Raw genomic sequence first — 14,795 nt, forward strand, 5'->3', positions numbered from 1 at the left:
CGCCGATGGTGTCCCGTGCCACGCTTGGTGCATGACAGAAGCCAATGTGCTGGTCACCGGTGCGGCCCGCGGCATAGGCGCCGAGGTCTGCCGACAGTTCGCCCGGCAGGGTGCCCGCGTGGTTGCGCTCGACCGCTGTGAGGACGACAAGCGTATCGACTACCCCCTCGCCACAGCAGAACAGCTTGACGCCGTGGTGGCGGATTGTGGCGGCGGTGCAACGGCGGTGGTGGCAGACGTAGCTGACCGCGGCGCCCTGATGGCAGCAGTGGAGGGCCTGCCCACCTTCGACGCGGTGGTTTGCGCCGCGGGGGTGCTGTGGGGTGGAGGCCCGCTTTGGGAAACGCCCGAAGAGGCATGGGAGGCCCAGGTGGGTGTCAACACCACCGGAGTGCTCAACACCGCCGCAGCAACGGTGCCGGCGATGCTCGACGCAGCCGAGCCGCGGTCCGGTCGTTTCGTGGCCGTGGCCTCCGCTGCAGCTTCGAGGGGTTTGCCTTCACTCGGCAGCTACTCGGCAACCAAGCATGCGGTCGTCGGTCTGGTGCGGTCCCTCGCAGCCGACCTCGGCGACTCGGGCATCACCGCCAACGCGGTGGCGCCGGGTGCCACCCGCACCGACATCCTCGAGGCCTCAGCCGCCGTCTACGGGCTCGACACGCCCGAGCAGTTCAGTGAGCACCATCTGCTGGGCCGACTGCTCGAGCCGGCCGAGGTGGCATCCGCGATCGTCTGGCTCTGCAGTCCGGCCGCTGCTGCGATCACGGGTGCCGTGCTTCCGGTGGACGCCGGAATGACTGCGTCGTGAGTCAGCGGCCCCCGTCCGCGTTGCGGGGCTGGCCGGTGTGCGCTGACGAATCGCTGCGCCGCCTGGCGCCACAGGTGTGGTTGGGCGGCTCGCCGTTACGCCTGTTCAGGTTGACGGAGCCAGGCGACGAGTTGCTCCGCGAGCTGGAAGCGGCGGGACCTGGTGGTCTGGCGGTCAACGGCTCCGCCGCAACCCGGCTGATCGACCGGCTGGTGACGACCGGAGCCGCCAATCCGCTCCCTGTGCAGGGCGACACCACTCCTGACCCGGCTGAGGTGACTCTGGTGGTCCCGGTCCGCGACCGGGCCCGGTCGCTCGACCGACTCCTCGAGCGATGGCGTTCCGCTTCGCCGGGCCCGCCGCGCGCCGCGGTGGTCGTGGACGACGGATCGGTCGAGTCCGGTGAGGTCGCCGCTGTGGCAGGCCGCCACGCCGCCACACTCCTGGTGAACGAAACGCCCCGGGGGCCCGCCGCTGCGCGCAATGCAGGGCTGCGCCAAGTGCGAACACCGCTGGTGGCGTTCGTCGACTCGGATGTCCGGGCCGACGGCGACTGGCTCGCGCCGCTACTCGCTCAGATGGCCGACCCCCGGGTGGCGCTCGTGGCACCACGGGTCCGTTCCCGGCCGGGTCCGGGCGCGCTGGCACGCTACGAGTTCGAACACTCTCCACTCGACCTGGGGGCTGAACCATCCGTGGTGCGTCCGAGGGCCAGGGTCGCCTACCTGCCCGCTGCCACTCTCGTCGGGCGGGTGTCGGTGCTGCGCGACCTGGGGGGATTCGACGAGTCGATGCGCTTCGGTGAGGACGTCGACCTGGTGTGGCGGGTTGTGGACGCCGGCCATGGCGCACGCTACGAGCCGGCCTCCCAGGTGTTCCACGCCCCGCGGGCGGACTGGCTCGGCTGGGCTCGGCAACGGTTCGCCTACGGGTCATCGGCTGCACCGCTGCACACGCGCCATCCGGGTTCGGTGGCGCCGGTGTCCTGTTCGGGGTGGAGCGCCGCGATGTGGGCGCTGGCGGGAGCCGGCCATCCGGTCGCTGCGCTGGCTGTCGGCGCTGGGTCTGGCGCCGCACTGGCTCGCAAGCTCGAGGGAGTGGCTCCGACTGACTCAGCGATGCTCGCGGTGAAAGGGCATGCGGGCGCGGCTCGAGGGCTGTCGCGTGCTGTGGTGCGTCCCTGGTGGCCGGTGGCTCTCGCAGCTTCGGCTGTCTCGCGACGAGCCCGCCGTTTCGTGCTTGCCTCGGTTGCCACGACCGTGGCCTCTGCAGAGGGCACGGTCGCCGACAGGTTCACCAGCCTGGCCGACGACGCCGTCTATGGCGCAGGGGTCTGGTGGGGCGCCGCTCGAGAACGGTCCTTCGGGGCGCTGTTGCCGGCCCTGCCCCGGTGGCCCTGAAGAATTGCTGATCGCACTCAAGGTTTCGGTGGCCGTTTGCCGATCAAGTACCACTGGCGGAAGGGCGGGGCGGACAAAGCGTCCGTGTGACATCGCAATGCAGCCGTGCTGGTGGGGTTGCTTCTTGTGACCGCGGCTTCAGTGGTGTCCCCCCGCCCTACCCCCGGTCCCCACCCTTGGTGGGCAAGCCGCTTGTCCCCGGGTTCACTCCTCGATCGTGATTGCGTACTCGGGGCAGTTGTCGGCCGCGAGCCGGGCCTTCTCCTCCAGCTCGGCGGGCACGTCACCTTCGATGCGGAGCACTGCGTATCCCTCGTCATCCACGTCGAACACCTCTGGTGCCAGCAGGTAGCAGCGATTGTGGCCCTGGCAGGCGTCGCGGTCGTACTTGATCCTCATCTCAGGCTCCCTGGGCTGTCTCGAGTATGCGCACGGGTAGCTCGCGGGGTCCGCGTACCTGGCCGGTCGACCAGCGCACCGCGTCGGGGTCGGGGTCTGCCAGCTCGAACCGCTGAATGGCCGCCACCCACTCCTGCAACGCCACGCGGAGTTCCATGCGGGCCAGGTTCGACCCGGCGCAGCGGTGGATGCCGAGGCCGAACGCGGCGTGGCGGTTGCGCTGGCGGTCGATGATGAACTCGCCGGCGTCCTCGAAGGCCTCCTCGTCGCGGTTGGCCGAGGGGAAGGGCAGCAGCACCCAGTCACCTTCCTTCATTTCGGCGTCGCCGACGGTGATGTCCTCGGACACCACGCGGGCCATCGTGACCGGCGCATAGAAGCGCAGGAACTCCTCGATCGCGAAGGGCCACACGTCGGGCTCGTTGCGCAGGCGGTCCATGTGCTCGGGGTGCTGGGCGAGGTGCCACAGCGACGCGCCGATGGCCGACCAGGTCGTGTCGATGCCTGCGATCAGTGTGAGTGCGATCGAGCCGAACACGTGCTCGTCGCTCAGCGGCATTCCGTCGATGTCGGCCTGCAGGAAGTAGCTGATCAGGTCGTCGCCCGGATTGGCCCGCCGCTCGATGATCACCTCGGCGAGGTACTCGGCCATGGTCTCGTCAGGCGCGACCTCGATCTGGCCGGGCTTTTCGAGGATCCGGTGGATGAACGTGCGGAAACGGTCGCCATCGGACTCGGGCAGGCCGAGCATGTGGGCGATCACCCGCACAGGTATGTGCTGGGAGTAGTTCACCGCGATGTCCGTGAGGCCGTCATTGGCCTCCGCGTCCGCCACGAGCTCGGCGATGAGCCGACGACATGTCTCGCGGGTCTGCGGTTCGAGCTCTGTCACCGCCTTCGGTGCCATCGGGCCGAGGAAGAGCTTGCGCGCGATCTGGTGGAACGGCGGATCCGACGAGATGGGCGGCGCGAACCCGACCGGTGCCTCGCCACGGAAGCCCATGTCGTTAACGATCATCCCGCGGCTCGAGAAGTGGTCGGTGTCGTGCGCGATGTCCGACACGTCGTTGTGCTTCGCCGGGTACCAGGCGCCACCGAAGCGTTCCGTGTGCGCAACCGGGCAGCCCTCGCGGTAGCGCTGCCAGATTTCCGGCGCGTTCTGCGCCCAGTCCTGGATCGTGTGGTCGAAGTCGGTGTTCCAGTCCTGCACCGGCGGATGCTCGGGCCGCTCGATCGGCGGGAAGACGGTGTCCTGCGAGTCGGTCATGACCGCAGGGTAGTTGTGGGCGGGCCGCCGGGGCAGGGGCTGTGACCCGCGTCTCCCATGAACGTGAATGGGTGCTAGGAAGCACCCATGGCAGCCCCCGACAGCACCCAGCCCAAGAACGCGACCAAGCACACAGCCGAGGTCCAGCGCCGTTTCCGCGAAGAGAGCCCGATGGACTGGAGTGACCGCGCTGACCACGACAACGCAACCCGCGGGTTCGTGGCCGCACCACCGCCCGGCCCTGTCGCGGGCCCACGGGACCACCCCGCATGGAACCTCGGCGACTACGAGTTCCTGGACTCCGAGGATGCGCCCGACACGGTCAATCCCTCGTTGTGGCGCCAGGCGAAGCTCAACATGGAAGCGGGCCTGTTCACCATCGCCGACCGCATCCACCAGTTGCGCGGCTTCGACCTGTCGGAGATCACGATCATCGAGGGCGACGAGGGTTTCATCGTCATCGACCCGCTCATCTCCGTGGAGACAGCCGCCGCCGCAATGGAGCTCGCTCGTGAGCATCTCGGCGACAAGCCGGTCACGGCAGTGATCTACACGCACTCACACGTAGACCACTTCGGTGGTGTGAAGGGCGTGACAACGCTCGAGGACGTACAGGAAGGTCGTTGCCGTGTGGTCGCTCCGGTCGGCATGGTCGAGGCAGCCGTCAGTGAGAACGTGTACGCCGGCGTCGCGATGAGCCGACGTGCCCAGTACATGTACGGCGCGCTGCTCGACCGCGGTCCCAAGGGTCAGGTCGACGCCGGACTCGGCAAGACCAACTCGCTGGGGACAGTCACCCTGATACACCCGAGCGACACGGTCACCGAGACCGGTCAGCGGCTCACTCTCGACGGGGTGGAGATCGAGTTCCAGCTCACTCCCGGTACCGAGGCGCCGGCGGAGATGAACTTCTACTTCCCGCAGTTCCGGGCGCTGTGCATGGCCGAGAACTGCTCGCACAACCTGCACAACCTGTACACGCCCCGCGGAGCACAGGTTCGCGACGCGCTCGCCTGGGCGAAGTACATGGATGAGGCGATGGTGCGCTTCGATGGCGAGGTCGACCTGGTCTTCACCAGTCACCACTGGCCGGTGTGGGGCGCCGAGGAGTCGATGGACTACCTCGCCACCCAGCGCGACCTCTACAAGTTCCTGCACGACCAGACCCTGCGGCAGGCCAACAAGGGCCTCACGATGCTCGAGTGTGCAGAAGAGGTGCAGCTGCCGGATGCGATCGCTCGGCACTGGTGCAACCGGCCGTACTACGGCACGGTCAACCACAACGTGAAGGCCGTGTACCAGCGCTACCTCGGCTGGTTCACGGGCAACCCTGCCGACCTGCATCCGCTGCCCCCCGAGCCGGCTGCCGCCAAGTACGTCGAGTACATGGGCGGGGCGGCTAGCATCGTCGAACGAGCACGTGCGGACTTCGAAGCCGGCGACTACCGCTGGGTGGCCGAGGTTCTCAACCGGGTGGTGTTCTCCGACCCGGATCGCTCAGACCCGGCCACCTCAGAGGCGATCCAGCTCCTCGCCGACACCCACGAGCAGCTCGGTTACCAGGCCGAGTCAGGGCCGTGGCGCAACTTCTACCTCGTGGCCGCCCACGAGCTGCGCAACGGGCTGCGCGAAGGCGTCGGCGCTGCCATCGAGACGGCGTCCATGGAGCTGGTGATGGCGGTCGAGGTGCCGATGCTGCTCGACGCCCTGGCCCTGCGGCTCGATCCCGAGGCATGTGCCGGCGAGCACCTCGTGGTCAACCTGGTGATCACCGACGCCGCCCCCGATGGTGGGCCCGAGGACCATGTGCTCTGGGTGGAGAACTCGGTGCTGCACCACCGCAACGAGACCCACCTGGACGGGGCCCACGCCACGGCGACACTCACGAAGGTGGAGCTGTTGATGGCGATCGGCGGCCTCGGCATCAGCGAGGACATCGAGTTGGAGGGCGAACCCGATGCGTTCGTGCGTCTCGCCGGCTGGCTCGACCGTCCCGACGCGAACTTCGCGATCGTCACCCCCTGACCCCACCTCGGAGAGGAAGTCACCGTGTGGGGTGCTTCGCGGTGGGGAAGGGTTACGAGATGGTGCACAATGTCGGGCATGGATGATCTCGAAAAGCTCGGACCACTAAAGGGACTCGTCGGCGAATGGGAAGGCACCAAGGGCCTTGATGTCTCGCATCACCACGAGGAAGGCGCGGAGGGGGAGACCGTCTACCGCGAGAAGGTGTCCTTCAGCGCCTTCGGACCGGTCGACAACGGCCGCCAGACTCTCTACGGCCTCGACTACCGGATGGCTGCGTGGCGCAACGACGAGGAAGACCCGTTCCACACCGAGGTGGGTTACTGGCTCTGGGACGCCGATGCGGGCCAGGTCATGCGTGCATTCATGGTGCCCCGCGCGACTGTCGTGCTCGCGGGTGGCTCCGCCGGGGCGGACGACACCGAGTTCACGATGGTCGGTGAGCTCGGTGAGTCGACCTACGGCGTGCTGGAGAACAAGTACCTCGCCGAGAACGCGTCGACGAAGCGCTACGAGGTGAAGATCACCATCGGCGACGACGAGTGGTCATACGACGAGGTGACCGTGCTCGAGATGAAGGAGTACGACGAGCTGTACAACCACACCGACAGGAACACCCTGCGCCGCGTAGGCTGAGCCGCTCGCGTCCAGATCGGAACCGAGGGCCGGGCTGCCACGGGGCGGCCCGGCCCTTGCGCGTCCGGCCCGGCCCCCAGGGCCGGTTTTTCAGAAACGAGAACGTGTTCTAGTGTCACGCCGGTCACCACGCGGGTGACTCGTACGACACAGGGGGCATGCCATGGGCGACTCTCCGGACTCGCAGGACGTACTGCGGGCGCCGCTCACGATCGGATACGACTTCCTTCGAACGACCGGACCGGTCATCGGTGCATTCCTCACCGGCCTGCGTGAGCAGAAAGTGCTCGGCATCCGCGACACCATTGGCAGGGTCGTCTGCCCGCCGGTGGAGTACGACCCCGAGACCGGTGAGCCGATCACCGAGATGGTCGAAGTGGCTCCCGAAGGTGCGATCACGTCATGGTCGTGGGTGCCGGAGGTACGCGAGGGGCAGCCGCTGCAGGCACCGCATGCGCTCGCGCTGATCCAGCTCGATGGCGCCGACACCTCGATGCTCCATGTCGTGGATGCGCCGGGCCCCGATGCCGTTTCGACCGGCGCCCGGGTGCGCATCCGGTGGGCAGATGAACGCCAGGGACTGATCGAGGACATCGCCTGTTTCGAACTAGTCGAGGGAGGGGCCTGACATGCCGGCCGAGAGCGACCGCACCACATCGACCATGCCCGAGGGCCTCTGGTCGCAGCCCCAGCCGAGCCTGCCCGAAGTTGGTGGTGACGACCCTGTGCAGCGCATACGCGTGCCCGCCACGCTGGTCTACAGCTACACGCCGGGCACTGCGCCGACCCGCTTCCTGCGCGGCCTCGAGCAGAAGAAGATCCTCGGTGGCCGCCACGGTGATGACGGTGACGTCTACGTGCCGTCGCGTGGCATGGACCCGGTGCTCGGCCTGCCCACTAGCGAAGCAGTCGAGGTGGGCCCCAAGGCCACCATCACGACGTTCTGCATCGTGCACATCGGCTTCGGTGAGAACGCACCTCCCACGCCCTTCGTGTCGGCGCTGATTCTTCCCGACGGTGCCGAGGTATCGCTCTACGGCACCATTCTCGGCGTCGCACATGACCAGGTGCGCATCGGCATGCGTGTCGAGCCGGTCTGGGCCGACGAGCTCACCACGAGCTTCGAGAACATCACTCATTGGGAGCCGATCGACGAGCCCGATGTGCCCGCCGCCGAGCTGAAGGGACACATGTGATGAGAGACGTCGCAATCGTTTCGGTCGCCCAGGGCGAGCACGTGCGTGCCGAGGCCCTGCTCAACGAGGTCGAGATGGTCCAGCCGATCATCCGAGCCGCCCTCGACGGTGCCGGAGCGGAGATCTCCGACATCGGCTTCACCTGTTCGGGCAGCTCGGACTACCTGGCAGGACAGGCCTTCAGCTTCGTGATGACCCTCGATGCGGTGGGCGCATGGCCGCCGATCCAGGAGTCGCACGTGGAGATGGACGGCGCCTGGGCGCTCTACGAAGCGTGGCTGAAGATCCAGGCGGGCCACGCCGACACGGCGCTGGTGTACGGCTACTCCAAGGCGTCGCCCGGCGACCTGCCCCGTGTGCTGAGCCGCATGCTCGACCCGTACTACTACGCACCGCTGTGGCCCGACTCGGTTGCGATGGCCGGCCTGCAGGCACGCCAGATGCTCGACTCGGGTGCCATCACCGAAGAGGAGATGGCAAGGATTGCGCACCGCAACCGCACGGCTGCGGAGTCCAACCCGTTTGCACAGCTCAAGGGCTCGCCTTCGGTCGAGGACCTGCTGTCGGCCGACTACCTGTCGGACCCGCTTCGCAAGCACGACTGCCCGCCGATAACAGACGGCGGTTGCGCCATGGTGCTCGCTGCCGGCGACAAGGCCCGTGAGTGGTCGGAGCGCCCGGCATGGATCCGTGGCATCGACCACCGGATCGACTCGCACAACTACGGCGCCCGTGACCTCACCAAGGCCCCGTCGATCGGACTTGCCGCCCAGAAGGCCGATGTGGCCGCCGGCGGCGTGGACGTGGTTGAGGTGTGTGCCCCCTTCTCGCACCAGGAGAGGATCGTGCTCAACGAGCTCGGGCTCGGCGACGACGCCAATGTCAACCCGTCTGGTGGTGCACTCGCCGCCAACCCGATCATGGCTGCCGGCATGCTCCGCCTCGGTGAGGTGGCAAACCGGATAACCGCCGGGGAGGCGGATCGGGGCGTGGCCCACGCCACCGCCGGCCACCTGTTGCAGCAAAATCTCGTCGCAGTGATCGAGGGGGACTGATGTCTGACAATCGTGTAGCCGTGGTCGGGATCGGCCAGACCCAGTATTCAGCAGTGCGCGGTGACGTGTCGCTGCCGGGCCTGCTCCGCGAAGCCGCCTACCGGGCGCTCGCGGACGCACACATGACGATGGACGACATCGACGCGATCGTTGTCGGCAAGGCCCCCGACTTCTTCGAGGGCATCATGATGCCCGAGACCTACCTGGCCGAGGCACTGGGTGCGATCGGCAAGCCGCTGTTCCGTGTGCACACCGCCGGTTCCGTCGGTGGTTCGACCGCAGTCGTAGCCGCCAGCCACGTGCAGTCCGGGGTGCACGAGCGCGTGTTGACCATCGGTTGGCAGCAACAGTCGGTATCCGAGGCCATGTGGGCGCTTTCGTTCCCCATTCCCTTCCAGCAGCAGTTGGTGGCGGGGGCGGGTGGCTACTTCGCGCCGTTCATCCGCGAGTACATGCGCCGCTCGGGCGCGCCTGAGGACATCGGCATCCTCGTGGCGCTGAAGGACCGGCTCAACGCCCTGAAGAACCCGTACGCCCACCTGCACGAGCCCGACATCACCTACGACTCCGTACAGGAGTCGATGATGTTGTGGGAGCCGATCCGCTACTCCGAGACGTGCCCGTCGTCGGACGGTGCCATCGCGCTGGTGCTCGCCGGTGACGAGGCTGCCGAGGCCAGCGCCGCGTCGAGCGGTGTCAACCCGGCATGGGTGCACGGTGCGTCGATGCGTTCGGAGCCGGCCACGGCCAACGGGCGCGACCAGGTCAACCCGCTCGCCGGCCAGCAGTGCGCGCAGGACGTGTACGCGCAGGCCGGGATCACCGATCCGCTCAAGCAGATCGACATGGTCGAGATGTACGTTCCCTTCTCCTGGTACGAACCGATGTGGCTGGAGAACCTCGGCTTCTCACCCGAGGGTGAGGGCTGGAAGATGACCCAGGCCGGCGCCACGGAGATGGGTGGCGAGTTGCCGGTGAACTGTTCCGGTGGCGTGCTCTCGACCAACCCGATCGGTGCGTCAGGCATGATCCGCTTTGGTGAGGCCGCGATGCAGGTGCGTGGACAGGCCGGTGACCACCAGGTCGACGGTGCCCGCACAGCGGTAGGCCACGCCTACGGCGGCGCCGCCCAGTTCTATGCAATGTGGGTGGTTGGGGCTGAGAAGCCCTAGGTGTCGCCAGCCCACATTGCGATGAGGCTCTTGGCCGAAGAGCTATCTGGGTGTGGGTGGTCGGGGCTGAGAAGCGCTTTAGGCGGGACGTTCTTGGGGTGCCAAGGCAAGGTGCCGGTTCTGGGCAAGAATCGGGGCCGTGGCGATCTGGGCGATCCGACGACCGCGGGCGTGGATACTCGATGCAGGATGGCCCGGTGCGGCACGTGTAGTGGTGGTGCTTGCTGTGCTCGCCTCCACGCTCGTCTTGGGGGTGAGCGAGGTAGCTGCCGCGACCGTCGGTGTGTCCAAGTCGGTCAATCCAACCACCATCACGCCGGAGGGCACTGCGACGTACAAGATCACCATCACGTGCTCGGCCGTCGGGGAACCCCAGGGGTGTGAGGACTACACCGTCACCGACACGCTGCCTACCGAGTTCGTGGCATCCCTCGTGCCCGGTACGTTCACCCACGCTGCCGGAGCCGGTGACACAACACCCTCTGGCGGCACCCTGTTCCCGTCGTTGACTGCCCTGGCCTACACCTACACATACGACGACTCCACCGGAGCGTTCTCACTCACATTCGCGGCGCTCGATCCGGCCACCACGCCGCTCACCATCGACATCGGGGTGACCCTGCCGGCGGACACCGGACTGACCGACGGCACCGTTGTGCCCAACGAGGCCTGCGCGAACGCGGGCAACAACAGCATCGGCGAACAGTGCGGCAACGTCGACCTGACCGTCAGCATCCCCTATGACCTGGTGCTGGAACCCACCAAGGCCTGGGATCCGTCATCGGTGATCGCGCAGTCGGGGGGCACGACCGACGTGACCCTTGGCATCACCAACAAGTCCAGCAACTCCACGGACCCCTTCGAGCTGGTGCTGACCGACCAGACGGACGGCGATCCCGATGGGCCACCCCCGGACCCTTGGAACCTCTTCGACTTGTCCGGGCTCGGAACCGTGTCGTTCACCGACAATGCGGATCGCGTCCAGGTCATCTACTGCACCGCCCCGTACGCGACGCCATGCACGCCCAACTCTGGCAAATGGACGGGCCCGAGCACCGTGGTAGGCGCCCAGCAGAGCGGACCCAACCTGGTTCTCGACGGCGGTGTGACGCCCGCAGATGTGACCGGGGTCCAGTTCGTCTACTCGAACTCCGGGGGTGCCGAGCTCGGGTACGGCGCCGGCGGCACGGCAGATTTCGAGTGGACCCTCCGCGGCACCGAGCGTGACGGCGGCGAGTCCATCGAGCCCGTCACCGCAATCGATGTGGACAACACTGCGCAGAGTTCCGCCCTGGTCGACGGGGCCGGAGCAGCCTGCAAGTCGGCACCCACGGATCCACCCTGCTACGACCCGGGTCCGGACGCGACCGCCAGCAACCAGATCATCCCCAATCTCCCCGAGGTGAGCACCGAGAAGCTCTGGTTCGCGGACCCCGACGCGGACTACGTCGACACCGGGGCCGACCCGCCAGCGGACTCGGACTATCCCGTCTCGGCGACCGTGAGCGGCACGAACGACTCGCCCTTCCCGGTCGAGCAGGTGACCATTTCGGAGCCTACCGGGGTTCCCCCGGCAGACGACCCGTTCGACTACATGACGATCAACGAGGTGGCGCTCGTGTTCCCCGCCGGTGCGGCGAGAGCCGACCTGACCATCGACTGCGCCGCGCCCGATCCCGACGTGGTGCTGACGGGCCTCACGTCCGGTGCCGCGCCATTCGTGCGGCCGGCCGACTTCGACTGCGACGTGGATGGCGTCGAAGTCACTTACGTGGGCACCGGTGGTGGCGCCACGATCGACGTCGGCGCTTCAGCCGGGTTGAACCTGCACGGCACACTGGACGACACGGCGACACCGGGTACGTACCAGAACTGCGCCACCTCCGAGGTCGAGAACTCGGGGGCCGGAACCGCCACCTCGGAGGACTGCGACACGCTCGTGGTCGTGCCGCCCGGTCCTCCGTCGGGTCCCGGCACCAAGACGGTCAGTCAGAACGAACTCCCGCCCAACACGCCGCTCGACTACCGCGTGCGGTTCAGGAACGATTCGCCCGGTTTCCTCGACGATGTCCAGATCTGGGATCCGGCCACGACCACGCCCTCGGTGGGTGACCATCCCTTCGACGTGGTCCGGATCACGGACATCTCCACCAACTGCCAGGGTCTCGCCAACACGATCGAACTGGCCCAGGCCGGGCCCGTATGGATCGACTACGCCACAGCCAGCGCTGCTGAGCTGGAATCGGCGATCGGTTGGCGGGTGACTGTCGACGAGCCGATGCCGACCGGGTTCCGATGCACGGTCGACGTCGAGTCGTTCCGTCGCGACGGGGTCGGCGACGGCATCCGGTTCCAGAACTGCTACCTGGTCACCGCCGACGGGGTTCCCGTGATCAATGGGGACCAGGGGGACTCCACGCGATGCGCATCCGAGGTCATCACGTCACCCCCCGATTCTGCCGCGAACCTCTCGAAGTTCATCACGCCGGCCTCGGTTCCCAAGCCGACACCCGGGCTGACCCCGCAGACCGCAGAGGTGAAGATCCGGGTGTCGAACACCGGAAACACGCACCTCAAGTTCCTCCAGGTCGTCGACTCGGATGACGACGGGGCCGGCAGGGACTTCTTTGACAGCTTCGACTTCGTCCAGTTCAACGGAGTGTCCTTCCCGCCCGGCGCCAACCTCGTGCAGTTGGATGCCTGCACCACCGGATGCGCCAGCGACACCTGGATCGACGGGTCTCCCACCGCCAGTGACACCCCGTCGCTTCCGGGTAGCGTCGCGGCGGCCGATGTGCAGGGTGTCCGCGTCACCTTCACTTCATCGAGTTCGGCCAACGCAGGGTTCAATCTGACGCCGGGCGAGAACTTCCCGACGGGTGGGGCCTGCCCGCAGGCCTCGATCTGCTTCGATGTGACGCCGCGGGAGACGACACGCTCGAGCGGGGATCCCGTCGACGGCAACCACGAGAACACCATCCAGGCCTCCGGTGAGAGCTACGTGGGCGTGTTCGAGATCCCCGACACCACCGGCGACGTGGACGTGACCGAAGGTCGGCCGGGCATCGACGTCAACAAGTCGGTGGCCGGCTCGGCGGTCATCGCCCCGGGGGAGACCGCTCTCTACCAGCTCAGGGTCCGAAACACCGGCACCGCGGCACTGAACGACCTGATCGTGTCCGAGCCGATCCCTGCGGGACTGGTGTTCAACGAGTCCGGAGCCGGTGGGCAGCCCTACCAGATCACCGCGTTCGACGTGCCGTCCGGAACGACTCCCCCCGGGCCGGTCGACTTCACGGCGACGACGGACAGCAATGGACGCGTGACGCTTCTCACCTGGGAGTTCCCGGGTCGATTCGAGGTCTCCAGTGATCTGCGAATCCTCATCGGCATGAAGATCGAAGGCGGCCTGACCGCGGGTGACACCGTCGAGAACACCATGGGTGCGGGCTCAACCGCCACCGACGAGTTCGATTGCACTGATGTGCCGCCCGACGGGGAGACAAACGGTGACCCGTTCCCGCCGGGCAAGACGTGCACAGACCCAGCCGAGATCACGACCGCGGCCGGAACGGCGTTCGGCGCTCGCAAGTGGGTGTCGGGGAATCCGACCCTCGGCTTCTATGACACCTCCAAGTCGGCCTTCGTCCCCCTGGACGATCCCGACTGTCCGACGCTCACCGATGGCGGCAGCACATACACCCGCTACCCCTGCGTCGCTCTGGTCAATCCTGGGCAGAACTACCGGTACCTGGTGGTCGTCGGCAATGACGGGACCTTCGATGGCCAAGAGGTACGAATCCTCGACATGCTGCCGCGCCTCGGTGACACCGGCGTACTCGATCCGGCCAGCCGCGGCACGGAGTGGAGTGAGCGGCCACGGTTGGTGGGAGCTCCCATGGTGGAGTCCTCTGGCGGATCGTTCATCACCACCAACACCTATACGACGCAGTCGACCCCTTGTACGACGGAAATCGGCCAGCCGCCGGTGCCCTGCCCGGCTGGGCAGTGGACCTCTCCGTTCAGCACTGATGCACTCGGCTTCCAGACGTTCGTCGAGTTCGATCCCGGCGATCCGTTCCCGCCCGCAGGCGAGGTGAGGGTGCGTTGGGAGATGTCGACGCCCGTGGATCTGGACCCACCGGGCGCTCCGTCGATCGCGTGGAACAGCTTCGCCCACAACGAGCAGTATGAAGACCCCTCAGGAGGGCCCGAGTGGCTGTTGCCCTCCGAGCCCCTTGAGGTCGGCGTGGGAATGCTGTTCGGCGGCCTGCAGGTCGACAAGGACGTGGTGGTCGGCGACGGCGCCACCGCCGCCTCGTCGTTCATGCTGTCCTATGAGTGCGTCGTCACCCCTGACGGCGGTGGCGCACCCGTCGTGGTCGCCCAGGGGTCCGCCGAGTTCGCTCCGGATGACCCCTTCCAACTGCTGGGTGTTCCGGCCGCGGCCCAGTGCAAGGTTTGGGAGACGGACTCGGGAGGGGCCAACTCGTCCAATCCACAGTCGGATCCGGTGGAGGTTGCCATCGCCCCCGGTCCGACTCTGGGCGAGGTCACGGTCACTGAGGCCATCACCAACACCTACCCGGCGGTCATACCTCCCGTACCCAGCGGTGAGACCGGTGCTGGAGGCGAGGGCAGCGGTTCGCTGCCTGCAGCCCTGGCTGTCACAGGTCTGCAGGACTGGCTGTCGCTCATCGCGCTCGTGGTGCTGGGCTTCGGGCTCGCCCTGACGCTCCTGGGCCTGCACAGTCAGCAACAGGAGTTGGCCCGCCGGCGTCCGGCCGGCGCTCGAGGAGGAGACCCGTCGGCGAGAGGTTGACGGCAGTAGCGTCGG

11 protein-coding genes are annotated in these 14,795 nt (G+C 67.3%); 9 read left to right on the plus strand and 2 right to left on the minus strand.

From position 1 onward, the window contains the following. Positions 1 to 31 precede the first annotated feature (31 nt). Both GY812_15840 and mftF read left to right on the plus strand, forming a co-directional pair. Positions 32 to 808, plus strand: a complete 777-nt coding sequence (locus tag GY812_15840) for an SDR family oxidoreductase (GenBank protein ID MCP4436952.1) — start codon at positions 32 to 34, stop codon at positions 806 to 808. Continuing rightward, the gene (mftF, locus tag GY812_15845; protein MCP4436953.1) at positions 805 to 2,208 is read left to right on the plus strand and encodes a mycofactocin system glycosyltransferase; all 1,404 of its coding nucleotides are present in this window, start codon (positions 805 to 807) and stop codon (positions 2,206 to 2,208) included. The genes GY812_15840 and mftF overlap by 4 nt, the downstream gene beginning before the upstream one ends. A gap of 204 nt (positions 2,209 to 2,412) precedes the next feature. On the opposite strand, the gene GY812_15850 is transcribed toward mftF, so the two are convergent. Both GY812_15850 and GY812_15855 read right to left on the minus strand, forming a co-directional pair. Further along, a complete protein-coding gene (locus GY812_15850) occupies positions 2,413 to 2,607 on the minus strand; it encodes a ferredoxin (protein MCP4436954.1) in 195 nt (64 codons plus the stop codon). Between the two features lies 1 nt (position 2,608). Continuing rightward, positions 2,609 to 3,874, minus strand: a complete 1,266-nt coding sequence (locus tag GY812_15855; protein MCP4436955.1) for a cytochrome P450 — start codon at positions 3,872 to 3,874, stop codon at positions 2,609 to 2,611. An 87-nt stretch (positions 3,875 to 3,961) separates the two neighbouring features. Here GY812_15855 and GY812_15860 point away from each other — a divergent pair, with 87 nt between their 5' ends. The 7 genes from GY812_15860 (at position 3,962) to GY812_15890 (ending at position 14,780) form a co-directional block, all read left to right on the plus strand. Further along, positions 3,962 to 5,899: an MBL fold metallo-hydrolase gene (locus GY812_15860; GenBank protein MCP4436956.1), complete on the plus strand. Its 1,938-nt coding sequence runs from the start codon at positions 3,962 to 3,964 to the stop codon at positions 5,897 to 5,899. A gap of 69 nt (positions 5,900 to 5,968) precedes the next feature. Further along, complete coding sequence (locus GY812_15865) at positions 5,969 to 6,535, plus strand: FABP family protein (protein MCP4436957.1); 567 nt, start codon at positions 5,969 to 5,971, stop codon at positions 6,533 to 6,535. Positions 6,536 to 6,698: 163 nt separating this feature from the next. Further along, complete coding sequence (locus tag GY812_15870; GenBank protein ID MCP4436958.1) at positions 6,699 to 7,163, plus strand: hypothetical protein; 465 nt, start codon at positions 6,699 to 6,701, stop codon at positions 7,161 to 7,163. 1 nt (position 7,164) lies between these two features. Next, positions 7,165 to 7,731 (plus strand): hypothetical protein, encoded by a 567-nt coding sequence (locus tag GY812_15875; protein MCP4436959.1) that lies wholly within the window; start codon positions 7,165 to 7,167, stop codon positions 7,729 to 7,731. Continuing rightward, positions 7,731 to 8,786 (plus strand): lipid-transfer protein, encoded by a 1,056-nt coding sequence (locus GY812_15880; protein MCP4436960.1) that lies wholly within the window; start codon positions 7,731 to 7,733, stop codon positions 8,784 to 8,786. The genes GY812_15875 and GY812_15880 overlap by 1 nt, the downstream gene beginning before the upstream one ends. Beyond that, a complete protein-coding gene (locus GY812_15885) occupies positions 8,786 to 9,958 on the plus strand; it encodes a thiolase domain-containing protein (protein ID MCP4436961.1) in 1,173 nt (390 codons plus the stop codon). The genes GY812_15880 and GY812_15885 overlap by 1 nt, the downstream gene beginning before the upstream one ends. Positions 9,959 to 10,097: 139 nt before the next feature. After that, on the plus strand, positions 10,098 to 14,780 hold the full coding sequence (locus GY812_15890) for a DUF11 domain-containing protein (GenBank protein MCP4436962.1): 4,683 nt from the start codon (positions 10,098 to 10,100) through the stop codon (positions 14,778 to 14,780). Positions 14,781 to 14,795: the final 15 nt, after the last annotated feature.

This window comes from Actinomycetes bacterium, from assembly GCA_024222295.1.
GTDB lineage: Bacteria > Actinomycetota > Acidimicrobiia > Acidimicrobiales > Microtrichaceae > JAAEPF01.